Origin of the sequence: Mesorhizobium sp. M6A.T.Ce.TU.016.01.1.1, from assembly GCF_003997065.1 — a bacterium.
In the GTDB taxonomy this organism is placed as follows: domain Bacteria; phylum Pseudomonadota; class Alphaproteobacteria; order Rhizobiales; family Rhizobiaceae; genus Mesorhizobium; species Mesorhizobium mediterraneum.
On record NZ_RZTJ01000002.1, the window covers coordinates 1 to 23,541 of the forward strand.

The window sequence follows — 23,541 nt, forward strand, 5'->3', positions numbered from 1 at the left end:
CAATCCGGCAGGATGGCTGCCTAAACCGACAAAGGCCTCGCAAGGGCCGCGGAAAACCGCTCTGCCGGCCTTCAAAAAGGCCCCCACTGACCACCGAACTCCACTTCGCTCCCCGTGCAAAGCCCTCACAAGGGGAGAAGGGAACAGGCTCCCTAAACCAGCGGCTTCAGCGCCACCCACACAGCGCCGCCGATCAGGCCAAGGAAGACCAGCCAGCCGACCTGGTTGTTCGACCTGAACAGAAGCATGCACTGGTCCGGATCGTCGATGTCCAGCATGGCGATCTGCCTCGTCATATGGGCGCCGGCGGCGACCAGCCCAGCCAGCGCCGGCACTGGCGCCTGTGCCGACGCGAAGGCGATGGCGAAGCAGACCAGCGCCCCGCCATAGAGCCCGACGAGCCAGGCCTTGGTGTTGTCGCCGAACAGGCGTGCGGTCGAGCGCACGCCGACGATGGCGTCGTCTTCTTTGTCCTGATGCGCATAGATCGTGTCGTAGCCGATCACCCACAGGATGGAGCCGATATAGAGCATGACGGCCGGGCCATCGAGATCGCCGAACTCGACCGCCCATCCCATCAGCGCACCCCAGGAAAAGGCAAGGCCGAGAACCAGTTGCGGCCAATTGGTAAATCGCTTCATGAATGGATAAACAGCAACGATGGCAAGCGAGCAGATGCCGAGCAGGATGGCGAAGCTGTTGAATTGCAAAAGCACAGCGAGGCCGGCCAATGCCTGGATGACGAGAAACGCCCAGGCCTGCCGGCGTGTGACCTTTCCCGCCGGCAGCGGCCGCGAACGCGTGCGCTCCACCTGGTTGTCGATGTCCTGGTCGACCAGGTCGTTATAGGTGCAGCCGGCGCCGCGCATGGCGATGGTACCGATCAGGAACAGCACGAGATACCATGGTGCCGGTAGCAGCGAGAGCAGCGGGTCACCGGGGCGAGGGAAGGCGCTTGCCGCAAGGGCTGCCGACCACCAGCACGGCCACAGCAGCAACTGCCAGCCGATCGGCCGGTCCCATCGCGCAAGCTGCGCATAGGGCCACAGCCAGCGTGGCAGAATGCGGTAGACCCAGTGGCCGCTCGGCGCATCGGCGACGCGGCCCTGGGCTGCTTTCGACTGGACGGGTTCCATTGTGCTGGAGTGGCAGCAGAGGCGAACGCCGTCAAGCATCAAGCCAAATCGTCATGGCGTAAATATCGTAGGCGGCGAACCAGCCTTTCCCCCGATATCGGGCATTGATGCCCGACGTTCCCGTGCGCAATTGGTCCCAAATCATCCAAATGTCTTGACCCATCGTCCGAGGCGCAATAGCGCAGTCCTGATCGTGGAATGGCAAGGGATCTGGGCATGCGTGTTTTGTTGATCGGCTCCGGCGGCCGCGAACATGCCTTGGCCTGGAAGATTGCGGCCTCGCCGCTGCTGACGAAGCTTTACGCGGCCCCCGGCAATCCGGGCATCGGCCGCGAAGCCGAACTGGTGACGCTAGATATTGCCGATCATGCGGCGGTGGCCCGGTTCTGCATGGAGGAAAAGATCGACCTCGTCGTGGTCGGGCCGGAAGGGCCGCTGGTCGCCGGCATTGCCGACGACCTTCGCGCTGAGAACATTCGCGTCTTCGGCCCGTCCAAGGCGGCGGCGCGGCTGGAAGGCTCGAAAGGCTTCACCAAGGACCTTTGCGCGAAATATGATATCCCGACCGCCGCCTATGGCCGTTTCGGCGACCTGGCGTCGGCCAGGGCCTATGTCGAAAAGATGGGTGCGCCGATCGTCATCAAGGCCGACGGCCTCGCCGCCGGCAAGGGCGTCACCGTCGCCATGACGCTGGATGAGGCGCTGGCCGCGCTCGACGCCTGTTTCGACGGGTCTTTCGGACAGGCCGGCGCTGAGGTGGTGGTCGAGGAGTTTCTCACCGGCGAAGAGGCGAGTTTCTTCTGCCTGTGCGACGGCGCGACCGCGCTGCCGTTCGGCACCGCGCAGGACCACAAGCGTGTCGGCGACGGCGACATCGGCCCGAACACCGGCGGCATGGGCGCCTATTCGCCAGCGCCGGTGATGACACCGGAGATGATCGACCGCACGATGCGCGAGATCGTCGAGCCGACCATGCGCGGCATGGCCGAACTTGGCGCGCCGTTTTCCGGCGTGCTGTTCGCCGGGCTGATGATATCAGACAAGGGGCCGAAGCTGATCGAATACAACACCCGTTTCGGCGACCCGGAATGCCAGGTGCTGATGATGCGGCTGAAGGACGATCTCTTGGTCCTCCTCAACGCTTCTGCCGATGGCCAGCTTGCACATATGTCAGCGCGCTGGCGCGACGAGGCGGCGCTCACCGTGGTGATGGCGGCCAGGGGCTATCCCGGCACGCCGGAAAAGGGCTCGGTCATCCGCGGCGTCGAAGAGGCCGCGGGCGATTGCGTCGAGATCTTTCATGCCGGCACCGCCATCAACAGCGGCGCGCTGGTCGCCAATGGCGGCCGTGTGCTCGACATCACGGCTGTCGGCGGCACCGTCGGCGAGGCGCAGAGACGAGCCTATGCCGCGCTCGACCGGATCGATTGGCCGCAAGGCTTCTGCCGCCGCGACATTGGTTGGCAGGCTGTGGCGCGCGAGCAGGTGCGCTGACCCTTCAACGGCTTTCAGATTTAGCGCAGCCCACGGTCGAACTCGGTCGATGCGGTGCTGACCGGATCGCTGGCGGCGGGCGCCGCTTCAGAGGCCGATGCAGAGCGCTTCTCCTTCCGCGTCCAGGCCACATATTCGGCAACCCCGCGCGGAAGGCGCGGCGCGGCCTTTACAAAAGGCAGTTGAAAGCTGCTGCGGAATTTGGTCCAGCGTGCGCTAAACGCGGCGGTTATTTCGGCGAAGGTCGGTGGTGCCGCCACGGTCGCGTAGGTGATGGCATTGCCGGCTAGTCCGGCCTCGCGCGAGAGAGGCACCGGTATCGAGGCGAGGTAATCCGGCTGCACGTCGATCAGGCCGCCGAACGGCCATTGCGCGCGCAATGTGGCGGCATCCATCGGTGCGACATTGACATCGATGTCATTCGGCGTGCCAGCCACCCGGTAGGGGCAGCGGAACCGCCCGCAATTGGCTTTTGCCGAAAACTGCCAGAGTGCATAGCCTTGCCAGTTGCCCATCGGGAAATGCACGCCGATGTCTGGCTTGTAGCGCGCATACCAGAGCGGTAGCCGCGACAGGAGCCGGTATTTGTACTTGTTGTCGGCGATGTGCTTGGCGGTCTTGCCGTTGGTGTAGAGCACCGGAAAGCGGCCAATCCGCCGATGCACGTGGCGCACGAACTCCTCGGCATCCTCGAGCGACATCCATTTCGTGGGGTCATCATCCTCGATGTCGAGAGCAAGCAGGTCATCCGGCCCAGGCTTCGCGAAATTGATGAAATTATTCGCCTGTCCCACGGGATTGCCGGGGCGGGCGAGATGATAAGCGCCCCATTTCAGGCCGAGCGCCTTGGCCACCACCTTGCGCGTCTGGAACAGTTCCTGCGCTACCGCATGGCGCTTCCACAGCGTCTTGCAGAGCCTTGTCTCGGTATCGGCACCGAAACAGAAATAGGGTGGCGGCATCCCGTCGGACGCCTTGTTGATGAAGCCGACGATGCGTTTGTCGGTGGCAAGTTCAGCCCAGTCGATGGAATTGTATTCGTAGGCGTCGATCACCAGCGCCCGGTCGGTGTTCTTCCACGGCTCGGAGAAATCCGAGGCTTGTGCCGGCCCCAACGCCATTGTCATCGCGGCCGCGACGACGAGGAGTCCTAGGCGGCGAAGGGGGTGCGCCGGCGGTTTCAAACAGCAGATCCTTGCTGGCCAAAGCCTGATCCTGAACCGCCATGGTTAAGGAAATGCTTTCGGCGGCCGGCGGCGAATGCCGCAATTCTGCCGGTGATGGCTTCGCTGGCCATCAACGGCGGGAGAGCGGCTGGATCTGGAACGGGTCGGGCGCCGGCGCTTGCGGCAGCCTTCCCTCGGCCTCGCGTTTGCGGTGATGGGCCAGCGAGCATTGCGGCGAACACAGGATGCCGCGATCCGACCAATAGGCGGCGCCGTCCTCGACCTTGCCCCGATAGTGCCAAAAACCTGCCGCTCGATAGGGCAGGCCGCATTCGAGGCAGCGATAGGCGTCAGGTCTGGCAAGCACGGGCGGTCCGATCCGGTGTTCTTGATCCGTCGCCGGTCGAACTTGTCCGGCTTTTGCCGAATTTAGCCTGTGTCGCAGCAATTGCAAAATCTGCGTGACAAATTTTGACGTTTACGTAAAAAGAAGGTGGGAGAGGCGACCCAAAGGCGGATGGTTTTGTGTCGGCACGGATCTTAAGTTGACCTGCCGGACACAGGAGGAGCGAGCGGCATGTATCGGGCACCAGTCGAGGAAATCGCCTTCACGCTGAAGCACGTGGCCGGCCTGAAGCCGGCGCTCGACGCCGGCACCTTTGGCGACCTTGGCGAAGATCTCGTCGACGCCATTCTGGCGGAAGCCGGCCGCTTCGCCACAGAGGAGATCGCGCCGCTCTACAAGATCGGCGATGAACAAGGTGCGGTGCTGAGCGGCGCTGCCGTCACCACGCCGCCTGGCTGGAAGGCGCTTTATCGTCGCTGGATCGACGGCGGCTGGAACGCGCTATCCGCACCGGAGGAATTCGGCGGCCAAGCGCTGCCGACCATGCTGGGCGTCGCGGCGCTCGAAATGTGGAACTCCGCCGCCATGGCCTTCGGCATCGGCCCGACGCTGACCATGGGCGCGGTCGAGGCGCTCGACAAGCACGCATCACAGGCGCTGAAGGCCAAATACTTGGAAAAGCTCGTCTCCGGCGAATGGATGGGCACGATGAACCTGACAGAGCCGCAGGCGGGCTCGGACCTGAATGCGTTGCGCGCCCGCGCTGAGCCGGCCGGCGACGGCACCTACCGCATCTTCGGGCAAAAGATCTTCATCACCTATGGCGAGCACGATTTCACCGACAACATCATCCATCTGGTGCTGGCGCGGCTGCCGGATGCGCCGGCCGGCACGCGTGGGCTTTCGCTGTTCCTGGCGCCGAAATTCCTTGTCGGCGACGATGGCGCGTTGGGCGCGCGCAACGACGTGTTCTGCTCCGGGCTGGAGCACAAATTGGGCATCCACGCCTCGCCGACCTGCACCATGATCTATGGCGATGGTTTCGAAGGGACAGTGCCTGGCGCGATCGGCTGGCTGATCGGCGAGGAAAACAAGGGCCTCGCCTGCATGTTCACCATGATGAACGATGCGCGGCTCGCCGTCGCCATGCAGGGCGTGGCGGTCGCCGAAACGGCCACGCAAAAGGCGCTCGCCTACGCCAATGACCGCCGGCAAGGCAAGGCTGCAAGCTATGATGGCGACGGCATGGCGCCGATCGTCCATCACCCGGACGTGCAGCGCAATCTCCTGACCATGAAGGCGCTGACCCAGGTTGCGCGCGCCATCAGCTATTCCTGCGCGCATGCCATCGACAACGCGCGGATATCCAGTGGCGATGAAGCCACCCACTGGCAGGAGCGCGCCAATCTGTTGACGCCGCTGGCCAAGGCCTTTTCCACCGATGTCGGTGTCGAGGTCGCCTCGCTCGGGCTGCAGGTGCATGGCGGCATGGGCTTTATCGAAGAGACGGGTGCGGCAGCACTTTATCGCGACGCGCGCATCGCGCCGATCTACGAAGGCACCAACGGCATCCAGGCGATCGACCTGGTGGCGCGCAAGCTGCCGCTTGGCGGTGGCGAGCATGTTCGTGGTTACATCGCCGAACTGAAAGCGGTCGCCAGTCAGGTGCGGACCTCAAATCTTCAGGGGTTTGGCCGCACCGCCGATGGTCTCGACAAGGCACTCGACAATGTCAGCGAAGCGACACGTTTCCTGCAAGGGCTGCTTGCCGACGGCCGTTCGGACGAGGCGCTGGCCGGTGCGACGCCATATCTGAGGCTGATCTCGCTTGCGGCGGGCGGCGCTTATCTGGCGCGCGGCGCGCTTGCCGACCAAAGCCGCATCGCCCTTTGCCGTTTCTTCGCCGAAAACCTGCTTGGCGAGGCGGGCGCGCTGAAGGAGCGCGTCATCGGCGGCGCCGAAAGCCTTGCCGCTGCCGGCAAGGCACTGATTTCTGCCGGAACTTCCTGACGTTCACAAGCTCACGTCCACAAGGGGCCGACCATGACAGACCATATCCTCGTCGAGCGCCAGGGCGCCATCCAGATCATCCGCATCAACCGTCCGGAAAAGAAGAACGCGCTGACGCGCGCCATGTATGCGAAAATGTCCAAAACCCTTGCCGAAGGCGATGCCGATCCGGCGGTCCGCGTTCATGTCTTCCTCGGTGTTTCAGGCGCCTTCTCGTCCGGCAACGACCTAGCCGATTTCATGGTCGTCGCCGCCGGCGGCGAGGGCGGCACCGAAGTCTGGGATTTCCTAATGGCGCTGGCCAGGGCGGAAAAGCCCATGGTTTCCGGCGTCGACGGCATTGCGGTCGGCATCGGCACAACGCTCAACCTGCATTGCGACCTGACCTTCGCCACGCCGCGAACGGTGTTCCGAACACCCTTCGTCGATCTCGGCCTGGTTCCCGAGGCGGGGTCGAGCCTGCTTGCGCCTGAGATTCTGGGCCGGCAAGGCGCCTTCGCGCTGCTTGGTCTCGGTGAAGGCTTTTCGGCCGAGCGGGCGAAGGCCGCCGGGCTGATCTACGCGGTGGTCGAGGAAAACGAGCTCGAAGCCTCCGTGCTGGCAGCGGCCGGCCAGATCGCAGCCAAGCCGCCGCAAGCGCTGAAGATCGCGCGCGACCTGATGCGCGGCTCGCGTGAAGACCTCGTTGCCCGCATCGGTGAGGAGAGCGAGCATTTCCGCAAGCGGCTCAAATCCGACGAGGCCCGCGCTGCCTTGATGGCCTTCATGACCAGGAAGAAAGCAGGCTGAAGGCGGTGTGGCCTGATGACGCGAGCCATGGTGTTGGGCGATTTTAGAGGGCTTGTGGCCACCGTTGGGCGGTGTGCATGACGGTGAGTATTTCGACAGTCTCGCCGTTGACGCGATAGGGTACGATATACGGAATATCAACCAAAACGAGTTCCCGCGTCGCCTTGATGCGCCCGATGCGCCCCATGGCCGGTTGCTCGGCGAGATGTTCTGCCGCCGTCACGATGCGCGCAATGACTCGGGCGGCCGCTTCGGGGTTGTCTTTCTCGATATGCGCGCCGATTTCGTCAAGCCGACGCAGCGCTCGCATGGTCCAGCGGATTCTTTTGCGGCTCATGCTCGGCGGGCGGACTTGACGTATTTTCCGACAACACCGGCTACATCACGGTCACTGGCAAAATCGCCGCGCTCAGCTTCGGCCAACCCGGCCTCTATCTCGGCGAGTTGCCATTCCTCACGGGCTACAAAGTCCTCAATGGCCTGCGCAGCCACATAGGAGCGCGAGCGGTCGAGCTTTTCGGCAAGCTGGTCAAGCCTGTTTGCGGTTTCATCCGGGACGCGCACGGTAAAAGCCGTCATGGTCTTAACTTTCGTTTGGTTCACGATGATTATTGGTGAACCAACGTGGTTCGTCAAGGATTACCGGGGTCCTCCTGGGGCCTGGTGCCCCTTACTTCAAGGCGCGCCACCCTATATCGGCGATGCCATGTTGCCGCGCGCCCAGTTCTCCCGTTGGTGAAGCTGCTTAAGGGCCACCCTTATCAGGGATAAAGCCTTGTCTTGTCCCAGCCGCCCTTGGCGTTGCGTGAAAAGACGACGCGGTCGTGCAGTCGGAAGGGCCGGTCGTGCCAGAACTCGATCGTCTGCGGCACGATACGGAAGCCAGACCAGTGTTTCGGCCGTGGGATCTCGCCGATCGCATAGCGCGCCGTGTATTCGGCAACCGCTTTTTCCAGTGCGAAGCGGCTCTCCAGCGGCCGCGATTGCTTCGACGCCCAGGCGCCGATGCGGCTGCCGCGGGGGCGCGTCGCATAATAGGCGTCCGCTTCCGCTTCGGTGACGATCTCCACCGGCCCGCGCACGCGCACCTGCCGGCGCAGCGATTTCCAGTGGAAGCACATCGCCGCCTTCATGCTGCCAAGAATCTCACGGCTCTTGGCGCTCTCGAAATTCGTATAGAAGACAAATCCGCTTTCATCGAACCCCTTGAGCAGCACCATCCGCACATTCGGCATGTCCTCGGCATCGACGGTCGCCAGCGCCACGCCGTTGGGATCGTTGATCTCACTCTTCGTCGCGTCGTCGAGCCATGCGGCAAAGAGGCGGAATGGCTCGGCAGCCTCGGTAAAGTCACCGCTTGTTAACTCAGTTTCGCTCATAGTTTTTCCAAATTCTGTTGCCGGCTGGGGAGATTGCCGATTGTCGCGTATCGCGCAACTTTTTGACAGCAGGCAATGGAGCCTTATTGCTTCGGCCAGCGCCCAGGCTGCGGTCAAGGTCGCGATCGTGCTGGTAGCCTTGTCGCTCGCCGGCTGCGGTGGCGGCGGCTTCAGTTTGGAGCAGGCGGAGGTCGACCGTACAATCCTCACCAGCAGCACCCCTGTTTCTGCCTCGCCGATCGATCAGGATCGCGCCTCGGACCAGACGACGATCCGCAACGCGGTGTCTTCCGCCGATATCCAGGAACTTGGCGGGCAGGCCGTTCCCTGGGCGAATTCCGATACCGGTTCGCGCGGCTCGATCACGGAACTGGCAGAGTCTAGGGACAACGGCCAGCTTTGCCGCCGCTTCACCGCCTCGCGCGAAAGCTTCGACGGCGTCGCGCTGTTCAAGGGCGAGGTGTGCCTGGCCGGCGCCGGCGCCTGGCGGATGCAGGACTTCAAAGCGCTCTGATTTTCCGCCATCATATGACCGCGCGCCACTGGAATTTCTTCCTATGCGAGCGCATATAGATGGCAATCGTGGACTCACTCCTTCTCCAGGGCAGGAAGCATGCGCGACCCCTATGAGGTGCTGGGCGTTGCTAAGAACGCATCGGCCAAGGACATAAAATCGGCGTACCGCAAACTCGCCAAGGAGTATCATCCGGACCAGAATCCGGATCCCAAGGCGAAGGAGCGGTTTGCCGCGGCCAACCAGGCTTACGAGATCGTCGGCGACGAGAAGAACCGTGCCGCTTTCGATCGCGGCGAGATCGACGCCGATGGCAAGCCGCGTTTCCAGGGCTTCGAAGGTGCCGCGGGCGGCGCCGATCCGTTCGCCGGCTTCCGTCGGCAGCAAGGACCGGGCGGCTCGCGCTTCGAGTTTCGCTCAAGCCGTCCGGGCGGCGATCCGTTCGACGGCAACAGCGACATCTTCAGCCAGATTTTCGGCGAGACCTTCTCTCGCGGTGCCGGCACGGGCGCCGGCCGGCAGGCGCCGTCCGGCGCCGACCTGAACGTGACGCTCGACGTCACCATCGAGGAAGCGGCGACCGCGGAGAAGGTGACGGCGATGTTCCCCGACGGACGCAAGGTCGCCGTCAAGCTGCCGGCCTATGTCGAGGACGGCCAGACCATCCGGCTGAAAGGCCAGGGCGAGCAAGGGCCGGGGCAGCCGGGCGACGCGCTGGTCAAAATCCACTTCCGCCGCCATCCGCGCTATCGTGTCGAAGGCCGCGACCTCCATGCCGACTTGGCCGTGGCACTGGCGGATGCCGTGCTGGGTGCCAAGGTGGCGGTCGAAACGCCGACCGGCAAGCTTGCGGTCAATGTCCCCGCCTGGTCGAGCTCGGACAAGGTCCTGCGGCTGAAGGGCAGGGGCCTGCCGGAAAAAGTTGGCGGTCACGGCGATCTCTACGCACATGTGCGGCTGATGCTGCCTGAAGGTGGCGACAGCGATCTCGAAGCGCTGATGCGCAACCGAAAACGCTAGCTTGGCGCGTCAAAGGCGGGCTGCGCCGCAAACGCTCCTGTCTCTCACCTGTCCGTTTTGATCGATTGCAGGACTCAGCCGCATTCCGCGACATCGCTCGATGACGAACGCCCGCCCGGAACATGGCCGGCTCGCGCCAGGCGGGTCAGTCGCTCGTCGCCGACAGCGTTTTCTTTTGCGCGGGCGGAATAAACCCGCGGCCGCCCCGTTTCCAGACCATGCCGGAGGCCGATGAAGTCGCGGTCAAAAACCGCCAGGACCGAGCTCAGCCGAGCGGGCTGAACGTCGAGGGGCGGTCCAAGAGCACGTCTTGCCCCAATCTGGATCTTTTGGTTGACTAACGAAATTGTCCGTCAAACGAGTAGCAACGAAGGAGCGCGTCGGATTGCTGGGTCATGCGTTATCGAGTTTGGAAAGTGCGTTCGGGGAAATCCGGGCGATGCATCGAAACGACAGGCTCAGCAGGGTTTTCGCGCTGATAGTAATATGCCTGAATATCTTCGTCATCACCGTTCCATTCGCGATCGAGGCGCTTCGATCTGTCGGAATTTCACGCTACGATCTGCCTGCGCGTCTTAACATCAGCAGGGATGGATCGCTGCCCGAGATGTTCAACTACGGGCAGGCCGCGCTTTGCGCCCTGTTTCTGTTCGGCATCTGGCTTCGAACCAGGGAGCATATGTTTCTTGCCTGGTCGCTGATTTTTAGTTTTGTGACGCTCGACGACGCCACCCGTTTCCATGAGCGCGGCGGCCTGCTGTTGGCAGCGACATTCGACCTCGTTTCGCTGCCGGGCATGCGGGCTCGCGACACCGGAGAAATCATCACCTGGTCGGTGGTCGCGCTCGGCCTGCTGGCGCCGCTGTTGTGGTCATTCCGCCAAAGCAGACCCAGGCAACAAGCCCTCGGATCGGTGTTTTTGCTGCTGTTCGCGTGTCTTGTCGGCTTTGCCGTGGTGGTGGACATGCTGCACTTCCTGACGGGCTCGAAGCTCGTTGGTTACGCGGAAGACGGCGGCGAGATGCTGTCGATTGCCGTCGCCTGTTGCTGTGCGTTCATCCTCTATCGCGGGCTGGGGCGTGATGCGGATCTTCAGGCAATGGATCCGAGCCTGCCGTTCTCGAAGCGGACATAACCGAATTGCTGAAACGGCCGCGCGAACAGGAGGAATAAGTTTGGCTCCGGCCCGTTACCCCCGGGAACATTCCTGGAGGGCCAATGCTGTCGCACCTGTTTCCGTCCGTTCCAACGCGCAGGTTCTGCGCCGTTCAGAACACCAGGAGGTGAAGCCGAAGCCTGCTATGCCGGCGAAACCTTGCCGCTGGCGCGCCCTATATCTCGCCCTGCCATTGATGGTCTTCCTGTGCGGCACGTCGCCAGCGGCCAAGGCGGTCGTGCCGGGCACCGACGCCAATGTCGTCACAGCAATCGACGTATCGGACTTGATCGGCCGATATGAGGAATGGCTCCAGCAGACCGGGCTCGTGCGGGCGCTCGTCCACCCCGACTTCCTGCGCGCCGCCACCGCCGGCCCGCGGCGTCGGATCGGGTTCGCCGTCTTCACATGGTCAAGCGATGGCAAGTTCGACCTGTTGGCGCTGGACCGTCATCGGCTCGGCCGAGGACGCCGCGCGCGTGTCTCAGGCGCTCGCTTCGGTGACGCTCATCGACCGGACCCATTACGGAGGCGGCGATATGGAGCAAGACCGCGACGGCGACGCTGATCCCGCGGCGATGCACGATCGTCTGACAGACATGTCGGAGGCGATCGACTTTGCTTCGCTCCTGTTGACGTCATCGCCGCACGCGACGGAGCGCGCGGTCACGAACATCTGCGCCAACGGAACCGACAATTTCGCGGGCGGAACAGAATCCTCGCGAGACGCGGCGCTGGAACTACTCTTGCAGAACTGCTGCATGGCATGGCGTGCCGTCTTTTCGTCAATTTTCGCTTGAGCACGCCACAAGCGCTTCGCCCAGGCAATCGATCCTCCGGGCCGGAAGGTCAGGTGGGCGGGCACTGTCCGTTTTTGAGCGCTTGAAGGGACTCTGTGCCTGTGCGATAGGCACTCCACAAAGCAGAAATTGCGGAGAGCGCTCACATGGCGGGTGGACAAGGCATTATGGCCGGCAAGCGCGGGCTTGTGCTTGGCGTCGCGAACAATCGGTCGATCGCCTTCGGCATAGCCAAGGCCTGCGTCGACCACGGCGCCGAGATCGCGTTGACCTATCAGGGCGAGGCGTTCAAGAAGCGCGTCGAGCCGCTGGCGGCGGAACTCAACGCCCATGTCGCCGGCCACTGCGACGTCACCGATCCGGCAACGCTCGATGCGGTCTTCGACGACATCGCCAAGCATTGGGGCAAGCTCGATTTCCTCGTCCACGCCATCGCCTTTTCCGATAAGGACGAGCTGACGGGCCGCTATGTCGAGACGACGCGTGACAATTTCCTGCGCACTATGGACATTTCGGTGTTTTCTTTCACCACCATCGCCAAGCGCGCCGAGGCGCTGATGACCGATGGCGGCTCGCTGCTGACATTGACCTATTACGGCGCGGAAAAAGTGATGCCGCACTACAACGTCATGGGTGTCGCCAAGGCAGCGCTCGAAGCCAGCGTGCGCTATCTGGCGGTCGACCTCGGCGGGAAGAAGATCCGCGTCAACGCCATCTCCGCCGGTCCGATCAAGACGCTCGCCGCCTCCGGCATCGGCGATTTTCGCTACATACTGAAGTGGAATGAATACAATTCACCGCTGAAGCAGACGGTGACGCAGGAGGAAGTTGGCGATTCAGCCGTCTATTTTCTGTCCAACCTTTCACGCGGCGTCACCGGCGAGATCCACCATGTCGATTCCGGCTATCACGTCGTTGGAATGAAGGCGGTCGACGCGCCTGATATTTCGACCGTCAAGGAATAGACCCCCTCGAACTCTCCCGCTTCCCGCTGCTCTCCGGATGACCAGATGTATCCGCTCATCTACATCGCGCGCCACGGCCAGACGGAGTGGAACGCCGAGGCCCGGCTGCAAGGACAGGCCGACACCGACCTCAACGCGCTCGGCCGCGAGCAGGCGACCCGCAACGGTCTTCGGCTAGGCGAATTCGTTCATAACCCTGGAGATTTCGACTTTGTCGCCAGCCCGATGCGGCGGACGAGCGAGACCATGGAGCGCATCCGCGCTGCGATGAAGCTCGATCCGCAAGCTTACCGCACCGATCCTCGCCTTGTCGAAATGAGTTTCGGCGACTGGCAGGGTTTCACCTTTCCCGAACTCGAGGCCCGGCATTTGGGCTCGGCCAGGGAGAGGCGCTTCGACAAATGGAATTTCCTGCCGCCCGGCGAGGGCGCCGAAAGCTATCAAATGCTGCTCGAACGGATAAAGCCGTGGTTCGACGCGCTGGACCGCCAGACGGTCTGCGTGACCCATGGCGGCGTCGTGCGGGCCCTGTTCCGCATGGTGCTGGGAATACCCGAGAAAGAAGCCGCAAACCTGGATGTGCCGCAGGATCGCTTGCTCAGGCTAGAAGGACGACGCCTGGAGTGGCTCTAAGGGCGAAATCCAATCACTCGGAACGACCGGGGTTCTGCTTCTTCTCGGACATTGATGCCAAGTCGGGGACGACGGAAAGTTGACCCGAAGCAGCCCATTGCCAAGCCAGAATGCCGTCTCAAATGCTGCCATTTTGGGAAACCGCCGGCGGCGGTTGGTACGGCCTTTGCAAAGGCGGATGCGGTCCTGCTCTGCTATGTCTCAGATCAAGGCCGCCAGGCAAACTTGACTTCCTGCAAGTGCTCAAGCCGATTGTGCGACAAACCGGCAATCTCCGTGACGATCTTGCGGCGGAGAACAGGAAAATAATCCTCTAAAGTGCGAGCTGTAGTCGCGAAGCTGTTGGGACCGCCGGTAACGTGGCTGTAGAGATAATCGGTTGGGTGCTGCCACGCTCCTTCGTCTGGGTCGAGGCTGACGGCTAGGTTCTTGGGTGGCAACACCGGCGCGGGGATGGCAAGCGCATTGATGATGTGACCCTTGGCCAAGGCATGGTCCCGCGCGGCCTGTGGGGCAGGACCATCATTATTGGGTCCATTCGCTGAGATGTCGATAATCGTGCGGTCGGGTGTGGCGGGGCAGTGGGCCAAGCTCTGAGAGGCGTAGGAAATGGCCCAGCTGAGGCTGGTGTGGCCGAGGCGATCTTGACCGGGCCGGTGGCCCATATCTCGAATAACGTCAGCTGCCTCTCGCGCGCCGCGCGCATTCTCTATGATGCGCCAAGGCAATATGGTGTGGGCGGTACGATGGCTAGACCACTCGACATAGGTAACAGCGATCCGCCCAGTGCGGGTCACGGCTATGGCGGACACAACGTCAGGGTGGCTCAACGCCTGGGCGTGACCCTCACGCTGCATATGGGCTGTGCCATCAGCGATGCTGGCCGATATATCGCCGGCCAGGACGAGGCACACGTCAACCGCGGCGTCGGCCTTCTGCGCGCGGACGGATGCAGCTGGGATAAAGAAGCTCGTGCAGATGATGAGGGTGCGCGCGAATGCGCCCAAGTGTTTTGGTGCGACTGCGGGGCTCGCCATTGGGGCGTGGAGAGTTCCGTTGTTAGGGGCAATGACGCCATTGATGTGGATGGTGCGTCCGCCGTGCGTTGCAATTTCAGCCACCGATCCCCCCATTCCCAAAGACGCTTTTCGACCCAGCGACGTTCGCCCGGCTCCCAAAGGCTGTTCTTATAGAAATCCAAATTCTGCGCATGCCCCAACCGGGTCAGACGAGGTACTAGTCCTGCGTATCAGGTGCCCCTCGGCCGCGGACGACTGGAAGTTTCAAGTTAGCTAATATAAGGTCCGATTTCTTCTCGGATGCGGGATGGAGATGGGCGCGTTCGATCTCGACGCAGTGGGCAATGCCATAGCCGAAGCGGCGGCCGACCCGACGCGCTGGGACGCTGCAATGGACGTGGCTGCGGACGCCACTGGAAGCTTTGGCGCAATGCTATTCGACGCGAAAGGGCATCTCCCCGGCATACCGAAAAGTCGCCGAATGGGTCCATCGCTCGAGACATACATCAAGGATGGCTGGATCGACCGGGACGACCGATACAAGCTGTTGCCTCTGTTGGTTCGCAGAGGAGCCGTCAGCGAGCTTGACGTCCTGACGCCCGAGGAAATCGCCAGGCATCCCTACTATCAGGAATTTCTCGCGCCATTCGGTCTGCGGTGGTTTGCGGGTGTGAAGGTTGCGGCAGGCGATGACCTCTGGTGCCTGTCGATCCAGAGGTCGATCCAGCAAGGCCCTTTTTCGCCATCAGAGATGCAGAGCTTTGCCGACTTCTCAAGACAGTTGGGTTCCGCGGCCGCGTTCGCGAGAATGCTGAGCTTCGCGCGGGCCGAAGGCGCGATGGATGCATTCAGCGCAAGCGGCACGCCTGCGGTGATGCTTGACCGGAACGCCGCCGTGATCCTGGTGAACGAACCTGCAGAGAGGCTATTCGGTCGAGACCTTTGGGTGACCGGCCGCCATTTGGCGTGTGCCGACAAGAACGCCACCGATGCCCTCAAGTGCGCATTTCATGTGCTGCTGCGAAATCCGACCCCGCCAGCAATGGCGAACCCCGTCTCGCTGCCCCGCCTCGGAGGCAGACCTCTGCTAGCCTACCCCATGCGCCTGCCAAGAATTACCACGAACGCCTTTGCATCCTGTCAGATAGTTATCTGCTTTGTCGATCCGGACATTTATCCTCAACCGTCGGAGATTGCCTTGCGGACTTGCTTCGGGCTGACCCCTGCCGAGGCGCGACTGGCTCGCCGGATTTCATCGGGCGCAGAGTTGAAGGCCGTCGCGGAGGACCTGGGGGTCTCCTACGAAACCGCCAGGAATCAGCTGAAAGCCGTCTTCGCCAAAACCGACACCCATCGCCAGCCGGAACTGGTCGCGTTGCTCGCGAGAATAGCGAGTACAGCTCAAACTGAATGACCGGAAACACGGGCCTGTGCCCAAAGGCCGGACGGGTCAATCATCTGCGGGGCAGCGATAGCCGGTCGCCGCCGATCGCTCCGAGTATTGAAGCAGAACGATATGAAGGTCACACACCCAAGGCATTGCTGCAAATGCTGGGGGATCCCGACAGGGACAAAGCCGGGCGTGCTTATCGGGGCTAATGACCTCTCAAACCGGCCAAAAGCAGAGGAGGGCCAGCACTTTGCCTGTAAGCCAACAGTGCGATACGAGGAGTCTCTGCAGTGGGTCCATGCTGCTTTAACCTGAGGGACGAGCCCAATTGCGCGAACGTATGCTCGAGATCGACGGGGGGCTGCTCCTAACCCTCGATGCTCTTCTGAAGGAACTGAACGTCACCCATGCCGCAGCTCGGCTCGGCATCACGCAGCCCGCTCTTTCCGCTCGTTTGCTTCGGCTGCGGCAGTTGTTTGGCGACCAACTGTTGATCCCGGCATCATCCGGCCGCGGGATGGTGCCGACACCGCACGCCGCCGCGCTCCAGCCCGAACTCGCCAAGCTGATCGAGCGATTGCGCGAGTTCGCGAACGTAGCGCAGTTCTTCGACCCCGCCACCAGCCGCCGCGTCTTCCGGATCGCCGCAACGGACAATCCAGCCGCCATTCTCGCACCGGAACTCATCCCCTTCCTGAAGGCGAAGGCACCTCACATCCGCCTCGCTTTTGTGCTTCCGGACAAAGCCCGGATCGCCGCCCACCTAGAGCAGGGTGACATCGATCTCTTCATCGGCGCGGCCGAGGACGTAGCGGGTGGACTGATCGGAAGGACACTGTTCGACGAAGCGTTCGTCACGGCACAGCGCAAGGATCATCCAAGGGGTAGCAAGCCCTTCGATCTGGATGAGTTCTGCTCGCTTGACCACCTCCTGATCTCGACCAGCGGAGGCAGCTTCGCCGGCATGATCGACGAGGCGCTGGCCGCCCTCGGACGTGAGCGCCGGGTCTCGGTCTCTATCCAGAGCTATGCGCTTGCCCCTTTGGTGCTGATGGGCAGCGACTGCATTTGCACCCTGCCGCGCCGTTTCCTGCAGCGCTTCACCACGTCGCTCGATCTCTTCGAGCCTCCCCTGGCCCTCGCCAAGTTTCAGATGTCCGCCTTCTGGCATCAGCGCATGAGCGGCGATCCCGCTCATGGCTGGCTACGTGAACAGGTGTTTCAGACGGCGCGGGCCCAAGGCCGCTAAGCGGGCCTGGTGATCGCTTGCCGCCTCGGCCCTTAGTCTACTGCCCTTGGCTTTCTTCACGGTTCCGGTACTCAGCCGGGTGCCAGGTGAACGAGCCGCCGCCCTCGGCGCGGATGTGCCCGACGCCGGGAAACGGGAGATGAGGCGCGGCGACGAGTTGGCGAGCGTCCGCGAAGGCCGAAAAGGTCTTCTGCCGCTCGGCCGCCGCCTCCCCTGGGTTCACGTCATATACGATGGTGACAGCGGGATCGGGAAACTGCACGGCCGCGACGTGGATGACGTCGCCGATAAACGCGATCGAATGCCCCTTGCTTGACACCGTGAAGAAAGCGCTGCCAGGCGTGTGACCGGGATGCAGCGTCGCCACGATTCCCGGCAGGATAGTTTCGTCGTCGGAGAACGCCCTGACCTTGCCCGCCCGCTGATAGACGCCGATCGTCTTTTCGGCTTCGTCGAAGTACTGGCGGGCGTAGCCTGTCCTTTCCGAGTTCGAAGCGTCCAGGAAGAAGGTGAGATCGGGTGCTCCGACGTGAACCGTTGCATTGGCGAAGACGGGCTTGCCGTCAGCGACAAGGCCACCGGTATGGTCGGTGTGGATATGAGTGATGAGGATGTCGGTGATGTCCTGCGGCATGACACCGATACTGGCGAGGCTGTCGCGCAGCTTCCCACCGTTGCCTGGCCCGAAGAGTTGCCCCGAACCGGTGTCGACAAGGATGAGCCGCTCGCCGTCCCGGATCAGGAAGGCGTTGATGGAAGCTTCCACCGGGTTGGACAGGAACGCGTGGTTGAGGTGCTCGTCGACCTCCGCAGGTGACGTCCCTGTCAGGAGAGCGTGCAGGTCTTGCCGAACGGTGCCGTCAGACAAAGCAATGATGCCGAGCTCGCCCAGCGGAAACGCGTAAGTGTCAGTGGTTTGCGAGTAAGCGGCAGTGGCGCTAGGGGCCGCGCTTTCGGACAAAGCCGGCACCGCCGTGCCGAGCAGCAAGCTTATTGCGGTCGAGGCGAGAAGGATACGGAAGGTCATGATTGTTGAGGTCCTGGTCAGTTGTGGTTGTCGGTGGACCTTGGTTACGGGTTGTGCGCTTCGGATTGAAATTCGATAGCTGGATCGGACCTATCGACGAGCCTTATACCTCTCGAAGCGGAAGCACTGGGGAGATTGGTCGCGTGGATGCCTTCTGCCGGCGCACGATCACTGAAGCGAGAATGGTGGGCAAGTTGAACCGGACGCTGCTCGGTTGGGCGAACTACTTCTCAGTAGGAGCAACGGCAAGGCGTATCGTCCACTCGACAGCTACACCGCAGTGCGGTGCGCCGGTGGTTGAACTTCAAACAAGGGAAGGCGAAACAAAGGCGGGTTTAGCCAGGACTTCATCCGCGCCTTTGGGGATGGGGCAGCCGGAAAGATTCTATTCGGTTGAATCGCTGTCCGGCAATTGCATGTCGGTGATGATGTTCTCGCCGTTTGTCTCGTCATAGGCGATCACGATATCCATGCCGGGTTTTAGCGCCTCAAGATCGGTTTCGGCATTCAGCTTGTAGGATTTGCCGTCGTCGAGTGTCAGCGTCAACGTGTCCTTGTCGACCTCTTTGATCAGGCCTTCGGTTTGGCCGGCGAAGGCGGCGGTCGAAATCAGCAATGTGGCGGCAACGGCGCCGATCAGGATACGCATCATCATCCTCTTATCATTGCGCCGGCACGGTGGCGGCGAGTGTTCAACGGGCAGATGGAGCTGACCAGAAACCAACCGAATGTGTCAAAACTAAATCCGCTGGATCACAGTTTGACCACTGCTGAAAACGCCAATAGAAGGCAGACTACAGCGCCGCGCGTCCTCTTGGGCTCGCAAAGGACGCTGTGGCACTTTTGATTTTGCGCAGGATCCTTTCCGAAAGTCGCTCCGATTTTCAGGGTCATGCGCAAGGCGGCTCCGACGCCGGCAGGGCTGGTTTTCATGTCTCACAATACGTTTGGCCATCTTTTCCGCGTCACCACCTGGGGCGAAAGCCATGGCGCAGCGCTCGGCTGCGTGGTCGACGGCTGTCCGCCCGGCATCCGCTTCACACGCGCAGAGGTCCAGGCCGAACTCGACAAGCGTCGCCCGGGTCAATCGCGTTTTGTGACGCAGCGTCGCGAACCCGACGAGGTCAAGATCCTGTCCGGCTTCATCCTGGATGAGGACGGCGAGACCATGATCACCACCGGCACGCCGGTGTCGATGATGATCGAGAATGTCGACCAGCGCTCTAAGGACTATGGCGAGATTGCCCGCCAGTACCGGCCGGGCCATGCTGATTACACCTACGACACCAAATATGGCCTGCGCGATCATCGCGGTGGCGGCCGCTCTTCGGCCCGCGAGACGGCGGCGCGGGTGGCGGCCGGAGCCTTGGCCCGCAAGGTCGTGCCCGGCATGGTCGTGCGCGGCGCGCTGGTGTCGATGGGCGAAAAATCGATTGACCGCGCCAACTGGAACTGGAATTTCGTCGGCGATGCCGAAAATCCGTTCTTCACGCCCGATCCGGCGTCAGTCGCCGTGTTCGCCGCGTATCTCGACGGCATCCGCAAGGCGGGTTCCTCGGTCGGCGCGGTCATCGAGATCGTCGCCGACGGCGTTCCGGCAGGCCTCGGGGCGCCGATCTACGCCAAGCTCGACCAGGATATCGCCTCGGGCCTGATGTCGATCAACGCCGTCAAAGGTGTCGAGATCGGCAACGGCTTCGAGGCCGCCCGCATCACCGGCGAAGAGAATGCCGACGAGATGCGCATGGGCAATGACGGCAAGCCCGTCTTCCTGTCCAACAATGCCGGCGGCATCCTCGGCGGCATCTCGACCGGCCAGGCAATCGTCGCGCGCTTTGCCGTCAAGCCAACCTCCTCGATCCTGACCCCGCGAAAGTCGATCGACAAGGATGGCAACGACGTCGAGATCATGACCAAGGGCCGGCACGATCCGTGCGTCGGCATCCGCGCCGTGCCGATCGGCGAGGCGATGGTTGCCTGCGCGATCGCGGATCACTATCTGCGTCATCGGGGACAAACGGGGAGGGGAATAGGGGAGTAAGGCAGTAGGGGAGTATGTTACGCAGCTCCCGCGACACCAATTTTTTCCTTTTCCCTACTCCCTTACTGCCCTATTCCCCTACTCCCCTGCGAGTGAAACGAGCGCCCATGCCTTACGACCAGAAGAAAATCGTCGAAGCTCTGCGCGCCTTCGAACGCGGCGAGATCGTCGTCGTCATGGACGACGACGGGCGCGAGAACGAGGGCGACCTGATCGTTGCCGCCGTCCATTGCACGCCGGAAAAGATGGCGTTCATCGTCCGCAACACGTCCGGCATCGTCTGCACGCCGATGCCGCGCGAGGAAGCCAAGCGCCTCAACCTGTCGCCGATGGTCGCCGACAATGATTCGGCCCACACCACCGCCTTCACCGTAAGCGTCGATTTCAAGCACGGCACCACAACAGGCATTTCGGCCGACGACCGTACATTGACCGTGCGCAACCTTGCCAACGGCAATGTCGGCGCCTCCGATTTCGTCCGCCCCGGCCACATCTTTCCGCTGATCGCGCGCGAAGGCGGCGTGCTGATGCGTTCGGGCCATACCGAAGCCGCGGTCGACCTGTGCAAGCTCGCCGGCCTGCCGCCGGTCGGCGTCATTTCCGAGCTGGTCAATGATGACGGCACAGTGATGCGCGGCCCGCAGGTGCAGGCCTTCGCCGAAAAGAACGGTTTGAAGCAGATTTCGGTCGCCGACCTCATCGCCTACCGCCAGCGCAAGGAAACGCTGGTCGAGCGTGTCGCCTGTTCGGACATCGACACGCCTGGCGGCAAGGCGCAGGTCTTCACCTACACGCTGCCGTGGGATTCGATGCACCATGTGGCGATCGTCTTCGGCGACATCCGCGACGGCGAGGAGGTGCCGGTGCGGCTGCATTCCGAAGACGTGGTGACGGATGTTTTCGGCACCAGCCACAGGCTTGACGGCATCATGAAATCGATGGGCGAGCGCCGGCGCGGCGTTATCGTCTATCTGCGCGAAGGCTCGGTCGGCGTCGCCCATCAGGAGCGCAAGCGGCCGGCTGCCGAAGACCGCGAGGACCATGAAGAGGCGCGCCGCCGCGAAAACGAATGGCGCGAGATCGGCCTCGGCGCGCAAATCTTGAAGGATCTGGGTATTTCCTCGATCAACCTGATCGCCTCGCGCGAGCGCCACTACGTCGGCCTCGAAGGCTTCGGCATCCATATCGCCAACACCGAAATTCTCTAGAGCGCTTCATCGTTTCCCGGAAACGCCGAACCGCTCTATCTCTTTGTTTTTGCGCAATTCCGGACGGAAAACCGTTTCACACTTTTCCTGGAATTGCTCTAGAGGCGGCGCGTCCCGCATTCCCCTGTTGGCCTCTGCTTGCCGGCCTCAGCGCCGTGTGGCTCAGGGGTAAATTGCGACGTCCCGAGCTTCGCCGCAGCGCGCGTGAAGAGCTGCGCTCCTCCGCACCTGCCAGAAAACCACTCAGGCCGGCAAGCTCCTCATGTCGTATTCATGAAGTTCCGATTTGCGCAATGATCTGGACGCAGTGAGCGGCGCTGCCGGCTTTGACAGGCCCGCGGATACGCCGCGCCTTTCTACGCGTCTGCCTGACGGCCACTTCCGCCAGATGAATGATAAGCCGCGCGCCAGCATTCATGACGCTCACGCATAAGAGCATGCGGAATTGAGCCACTAATCGCGAGCGCTGCTCAAACTATCTTCCTGTTGGGACAAGCTCGGTCCCCGATCGCCACGACCAACAGGACGTTGCCGAAAAATCGGCACGCCTTCAGCGGCCATTGATGTGCTCGCTCTGACAGAGAAGAGGATCAAAAGCGACATGACGACCTCCGCAGACTTTAGTATCACCAGACGGGATCTGTTGATGGCAGGAGCCGCCTCCGCGGTAATGACCGCGGCGCCATCCGGGGCGAACGCTCAAGCTGGCACTGGTGATATGCCTTCCGCCGTCGGCGAACCTGCCATGTCGAAAGTAGCGATCACTGTGAATGGCGAGGCCCGCGAACTGGATCTCGACACGCGGACCACGCTGCTCGATGCGTTGCGCGAGCACCTGCATCTCACCGGCACCAAGAAGGGCTGCGATCACGGCCAGTGCGGCGCTTGCACGGTGATGGTCGACGGCCAACGGATCAATTCATGCCTGACGCTCGCCGTGATGCACGAAGGCGATACCATCACCACCATCGAAGGGCTCGGCGCGCCTCAGAACCTGAACGCGATGCAGGCTGCCTTCGTGAAGCATGACGGTTACCAGTGTGGCTATTGCACGCCCGGGCAAATCTGCTCCGCCGTGGCGGTGCTGGACGAGATCAGGGCGGGCATCCCGAGCCACGTGAGCGGTGATTTGACCGCAACGCCGCAAGCCACAGTCGCCGAACTGCGCGAGCGGATGAGCGGCAACATCTGCCGTTGCGGCGCCTATTCCAACATCGTCGCAGCAATCGCCGAGGTCGCCGGGAGGCCGGCATGAGATCCTTCACCTATGAGCGCGCGAGTTCTCCTGCGGAAGCAGCTGCCGCAGCGCGTGCCGAAGGCGCCAAGTTCATTGCCGGCGGCACCAACCTGCTCGATCTGATGAAGCTCGAAATCGAAACGCCGACGCACCTGATCGACGTCAACGATCTCGCGCTCGATAGGATCGAGACCACGCCAGAGGGCGGGTTGCGCATCGGCGCCCTGGTGCGCAACACCGATCTCGCCGCGGATGAGCGCGTGCGACGCGACTATGGCCTGCTCTCTCGCGCGCTGCTCGCCGGTGCCTCGGGCCAGCTGCGCAACAAGGCGACCACCGCGGGCAACCTGCTGCAGCGCACGCGCTGCCCCTATTTCTACGACACCAACCAGCCATGCAACAAACGCCAGCCCGGCAGCGGCTGTGCCGCGATCGGCGGGTTCAGCCGTCAGCATGCCGTGATCGGCGCAAGCGAGATGTGCATCGCAACCCATCCGAGCGACATGGCCGTGGCGATGCGGGCGCTCGACGCAACAGTGGAGACGGTGCGCCCCGACGGCACGGCGCGGAGCATACCCATCGCCGAATTCCACCGGCTGCCCGGCGACACGCCGCATGTCGAGAACGCACTCATACCTGGCGAGCTGATCACCGCAGTCACGCTGCCCAGACCGGTGGGCGGAACGCATATCTATCACAAGGTGCGCGACCGGGCTTCCTATGCCTTCGCGCTGGTCTCGGTCGGTGCAATCGTGCAGCGCGACGGCACCGGGCACATCGCTCTCGGCGGCGTGGCGCACAAGCCGTGGCGTGTCGAGGCGGCCGAGGCCGAGTTGCCGCGCGGCGCCAAGGCCGTAGCGGAGCAGCTGCTGGCCGACGCCAAGCCGACGCAAGAGAATGCATTCAAGCTGCCGCTGGTCGAGCGCACGCTCGCCGCGGTTCTGGCGGAAGCAAGGACCTGA

At 62.6% G+C, this 23,541-nt stretch carries 24 protein-coding genes; 15 read left to right on the forward strand and 9 right to left on the reverse strand.

Translation table 11 applies throughout. The features are described from left to right. Nucleotides 1-152: 152 nt before the first annotated feature. Nucleotides 153-1,136 carry a 4-hydroxybenzoate octaprenyltransferase gene (gene ubiA, locus EOC94_RS03395; RefSeq protein WP_127289169.1) on the reverse strand — a complete coding sequence of 328 codons (984 nt, stop codon included), beginning with the start codon at nt 1,134-1,136 and terminating at the stop codon, nt 153-155. 216 nt (nt 1,137-1,352) lie between these two features. On the opposite strand from ubiA, the gene purD reads away from it, so the two are divergent. Next, a complete protein-coding gene (gene purD, locus EOC94_RS03400; RefSeq protein ID WP_127288600.1) occupies nt 1,353-2,630 on the forward strand; it encodes a phosphoribosylamine--glycine ligase in 1,278 nt (425 codons plus the stop codon). A gap of 20 nt (nt 2,631-2,650) precedes the next feature. Here the strand turns inward: purD and EOC94_RS03405 are convergent, their stop codons facing one another. Beyond that, nucleotides 2,651-3,751: a glycoside hydrolase family 25 protein gene (locus tag EOC94_RS03405; RefSeq protein ID WP_185928175.1), complete on the reverse strand. Its 1,101-nt coding sequence runs from the start codon at nt 3,749-3,751 to the stop codon at nt 2,651-2,653. 175 nt (nt 3,752-3,926) lie between these two features. Next, nucleotides 3,927-4,163: a hypothetical protein gene (locus tag EOC94_RS03410; protein WP_127288602.1), complete on the reverse strand. Its 237-nt coding sequence runs from the start codon at nt 4,161-4,163 to the stop codon at nt 3,927-3,929. Between the two features lie 210 nt (nt 4,164-4,373). Between EOC94_RS03410 and EOC94_RS03415 the strand changes: the two genes are divergently transcribed. Continuing rightward, the gene (locus tag EOC94_RS03415; protein ID WP_127288603.1) at nt 4,374-6,152 is read left to right on the forward strand and encodes an acyl-CoA dehydrogenase; all 1,779 of its coding nucleotides are present in this window, start codon (nt 4,374-4,376) and stop codon (nt 6,150-6,152) included. A gap of 33 nt (nt 6,153-6,185) precedes the next feature. Next, nucleotides 6,186-6,941 carry a crotonase/enoyl-CoA hydratase family protein gene (locus EOC94_RS03420; RefSeq protein ID WP_127288604.1) on the forward strand — a complete coding sequence of 252 codons (756 nt, stop codon included), beginning with the start codon at nt 6,186-6,188 and terminating at the stop codon, nt 6,939-6,941. Between the two features lie 43 nt (nt 6,942-6,984). On the opposite strand, the gene EOC94_RS03425 is transcribed toward EOC94_RS03420, so the two are convergent. The 3 genes from EOC94_RS03425 to pdxH all read right to left on the reverse strand — a co-directional run bounded on the left by EOC94_RS03425 (nt 6,985) and on the right by pdxH (nt 8,320). Next, entirely contained in the window at nt 6,985-7,278 is a 294-nt protein-coding gene (locus tag EOC94_RS03425) for a type II toxin-antitoxin system RelE/ParE family toxin (RefSeq protein ID WP_095486209.1), read from the reverse strand. Continuing rightward, nucleotides 7,275-7,520 (reverse strand): CopG family ribbon-helix-helix protein, encoded by a 246-nt coding sequence (locus tag EOC94_RS03430; protein WP_095486208.1) that lies wholly within the window; start codon nt 7,518-7,520, stop codon nt 7,275-7,277. The genes EOC94_RS03425 and EOC94_RS03430 overlap by 4 nt, the downstream gene beginning before the upstream one ends. A 182-nt stretch (nt 7,521-7,702) precedes the next feature. After that, on the reverse strand, nt 7,703-8,320 hold the full coding sequence (gene pdxH / locus EOC94_RS03435; RefSeq protein ID WP_127288605.1) for a pyridoxamine 5'-phosphate oxidase: 618 nt from the start codon (nt 8,318-8,320) through the stop codon (nt 7,703-7,705). Nucleotides 8,321-8,360: 40 nt separating this feature from the next. Here pdxH and EOC94_RS03440 point away from each other — a divergent pair, with 40 nt between their 5' ends. The 6 genes from EOC94_RS03440 (at nt 8,361) to EOC94_RS03470 (ending at nt 13,408) form a co-directional block, all read left to right on the forward strand. Then, a complete protein-coding gene (locus EOC94_RS03440; RefSeq protein WP_095486206.1) occupies nt 8,361-8,834 on the forward strand; it encodes an RT0821/Lpp0805 family surface protein in 474 nt (157 codons plus the stop codon). A 99-nt stretch (nt 8,835-8,933) separates the two neighbouring features. Further along, a complete protein-coding gene (locus tag EOC94_RS03445; protein ID WP_095486205.1) occupies nt 8,934-9,854 on the forward strand; it encodes a DnaJ C-terminal domain-containing protein in 921 nt (306 codons plus the stop codon). Nucleotides 9,855-10,239: 385 nt separating this feature from the next. Beyond that, complete coding sequence (locus tag EOC94_RS03450) at nt 10,240-10,989, forward strand: hypothetical protein (RefSeq protein WP_127205743.1); 750 nt, start codon at nt 10,240-10,242, stop codon at nt 10,987-10,989. A gap of 440 nt (nt 10,990-11,429) precedes the next feature. Further along, nucleotides 11,430-11,810 (forward strand): hypothetical protein, encoded by a 381-nt coding sequence (locus tag EOC94_RS03460; protein ID WP_245465481.1) that lies wholly within the window; start codon nt 11,430-11,432, stop codon nt 11,808-11,810. A 146-nt stretch (nt 11,811-11,956) separates the two neighbouring features. Beyond that, nucleotides 11,957-12,775, forward strand: coding sequence for an enoyl-ACP reductase FabI (gene fabI, locus EOC94_RS03465; RefSeq protein WP_095486201.1), 819 nt, complete (start codon nt 11,957-11,959; stop codon nt 12,773-12,775). Nucleotides 12,776-12,820: 45 nt separating this feature from the next. Beyond that, on the forward strand, nt 12,821-13,408 hold the full coding sequence (locus EOC94_RS03470; protein WP_127288608.1) for a histidine phosphatase family protein: 588 nt from the start codon (nt 12,821-12,823) through the stop codon (nt 13,406-13,408). A 206-nt stretch (nt 13,409-13,614) separates the two neighbouring features. On the opposite strand, the gene EOC94_RS03475 is transcribed toward EOC94_RS03470, so the two are convergent. Then, on the reverse strand, nt 13,615-14,529 hold the full coding sequence (locus tag EOC94_RS03475) for a DUF1194 domain-containing protein (RefSeq protein ID WP_185928142.1): 915 nt from the start codon (nt 14,527-14,529) through the stop codon (nt 13,615-13,617). Nucleotides 14,530-14,740: 211 nt separating this feature from the next. On the opposite strand from EOC94_RS03475, the gene EOC94_RS03480 reads away from it, so the two are divergent. Further along, complete coding sequence (locus EOC94_RS03480) at nt 14,741-15,841, forward strand: helix-turn-helix transcriptional regulator (RefSeq protein ID WP_245465482.1); 1,101 nt, start codon at nt 14,741-14,743, stop codon at nt 15,839-15,841. A 304-nt stretch (nt 15,842-16,145) separates the two neighbouring features. Further along, on the forward strand, nt 16,146-17,066 hold the full coding sequence (locus EOC94_RS03485; RefSeq protein WP_245465483.1) for a LysR family transcriptional regulator: 921 nt from the start codon (nt 16,146-16,148) through the stop codon (nt 17,064-17,066). Between the two features lie 37 nt (nt 17,067-17,103). Here EOC94_RS03485 and EOC94_RS03490 read toward each other — a convergent pair whose 3' ends face one another. Together EOC94_RS03490 and EOC94_RS03495 are read right to left on the reverse strand one after the other, a co-directional pair. Next, nucleotides 17,104-18,093: an MBL fold metallo-hydrolase gene (locus EOC94_RS03490; RefSeq protein ID WP_126103256.1), complete on the reverse strand. Its 990-nt coding sequence runs from the start codon at nt 18,091-18,093 to the stop codon at nt 17,104-17,106. A 385-nt stretch (nt 18,094-18,478) separates the two neighbouring features. Beyond that, on the reverse strand, nt 18,479-18,742 hold the full coding sequence (locus EOC94_RS03495; protein WP_095486233.1) for a DUF1344 domain-containing protein: 264 nt from the start codon (nt 18,740-18,742) through the stop codon (nt 18,479-18,481). A gap of 282 nt (nt 18,743-19,024) precedes the next feature. Between EOC94_RS03495 and aroC the strand changes: the two genes are divergently transcribed. From aroC to EOC94_RS03515, 4 genes are all read left to right on the forward strand, one after another. Next, nucleotides 19,025-20,134, forward strand: a complete 1,110-nt coding sequence (gene aroC, locus EOC94_RS03500) for a chorismate synthase (RefSeq protein ID WP_127288611.1) — start codon at nt 19,025-19,027, stop codon at nt 20,132-20,134. A 107-nt stretch (nt 20,135-20,241) separates the two neighbouring features. Continuing rightward, nucleotides 20,242-21,342, forward strand: a complete 1,101-nt coding sequence (gene ribB, locus EOC94_RS03505; protein WP_127288612.1) for a 3,4-dihydroxy-2-butanone-4-phosphate synthase — start codon at nt 20,242-20,244, stop codon at nt 21,340-21,342. A 601-nt stretch (nt 21,343-21,943) separates the two neighbouring features. Next, a complete protein-coding gene (gene paoA, locus EOC94_RS03510; protein ID WP_127288613.1) occupies nt 21,944-22,597 on the forward strand; it encodes an aldehyde dehydrogenase iron-sulfur subunit PaoA in 654 nt (217 codons plus the stop codon). Further along, a complete protein-coding gene (locus tag EOC94_RS03515; RefSeq protein ID WP_127288614.1) occupies nt 22,594-23,541 on the forward strand; it encodes a xanthine dehydrogenase family protein subunit M in 948 nt (315 codons plus the stop codon). The genes paoA and EOC94_RS03515 overlap by 4 nt, the downstream gene beginning before the upstream one ends.

Excerpts from the sequence above, each read along its gene's own strand:
- ubiA (WP_127289169.1), bottom strand. The coding sequence starts at position 1,136 with ATGGAACCCGTCCAGTCGAAAGCAGCCCAGGGCCGCGTCGCCGATGCG.
- purD (WP_127288600.1), top strand. The coding sequence starts at position 1,353 with ATGCGTGTTTTGTTGATCGGCTCCGGCGGCCGCGAACATGCCTTGGCC.
- EOC94_RS03405 (WP_185928175.1), bottom strand. The coding sequence starts at position 3,751 with ATGGCGTTGGGGCCGGCACAAGCCTCGGATTTCTCCGAGCCGTGGAAG.
- EOC94_RS03415 (WP_127288603.1), top strand. The coding sequence starts at position 4,374 with ATGTATCGGGCACCAGTCGAGGAAATCGCCTTCACGCTGAAGCACGTG.
- EOC94_RS03420 (WP_127288604.1), top strand. The coding sequence starts at position 6,186 with ATGACAGACCATATCCTCGTCGAGCGCCAGGGCGCCATCCAGATCATC.
- EOC94_RS03425 (WP_095486209.1), bottom strand. The coding sequence starts at position 7,278 with ATGAGCCGCAAAAGAATCCGCTGGACCATGCGAGCGCTGCGTCGGCTT.
- EOC94_RS03430 (WP_095486208.1), bottom strand. The coding sequence starts at position 7,520 with ATGACGGCTTTTACCGTGCGCGTCCCGGATGAAACCGCAAACAGGCTT.
- pdxH (WP_127288605.1), bottom strand. The coding sequence starts at position 8,320 with ATGAGCGAAACTGAGTTAACAAGCGGTGACTTTACCGAGGCTGCCGAG.
- EOC94_RS03445 (WP_095486205.1), top strand. The coding sequence starts at position 8,934 with ATGCGCGACCCCTATGAGGTGCTGGGCGTTGCTAAGAACGCATCGGCC.
- EOC94_RS03460 (WP_245465481.1), top strand. The coding sequence starts at position 11,430 with ATGGCAAGTTCGACCTGTTGGCGCTGGACCGTCATCGGCTCGGCCGAG.
- fabI (WP_095486201.1), top strand. The coding sequence starts at position 11,957 with ATGGCGGGTGGACAAGGCATTATGGCCGGCAAGCGCGGGCTTGTGCTT.
- EOC94_RS03470 (WP_127288608.1), top strand. The coding sequence starts at position 12,821 with ATGTATCCGCTCATCTACATCGCGCGCCACGGCCAGACGGAGTGGAAC.
- EOC94_RS03480 (WP_245465482.1), top strand. The coding sequence starts at position 14,741 with ATGGGCGCGTTCGATCTCGACGCAGTGGGCAATGCCATAGCCGAAGCG.
- EOC94_RS03490 (WP_126103256.1), bottom strand. The coding sequence starts at position 18,093 with ATGACCTTCCGTATCCTTCTCGCCTCGACCGCAATAAGCTTGCTGCTC.
- EOC94_RS03495 (WP_095486233.1), bottom strand. The coding sequence starts at position 18,742 with ATGCGTATCCTGATCGGCGCCGTTGCCGCCACATTGCTGATTTCGACC.
- aroC (WP_127288611.1), top strand. The coding sequence starts at position 19,025 with ATGTCTCACAATACGTTTGGCCATCTTTTCCGCGTCACCACCTGGGGC.
- ribB (WP_127288612.1), top strand. The coding sequence starts at position 20,242 with ATGCCTTACGACCAGAAGAAAATCGTCGAAGCTCTGCGCGCCTTCGAA.
- paoA (WP_127288613.1), top strand. The coding sequence starts at position 21,944 with ATGACGACCTCCGCAGACTTTAGTATCACCAGACGGGATCTGTTGATG.
- EOC94_RS03515 (WP_127288614.1), top strand. The coding sequence starts at position 22,594 with ATGAGATCCTTCACCTATGAGCGCGCGAGTTCTCCTGCGGAAGCAGCT.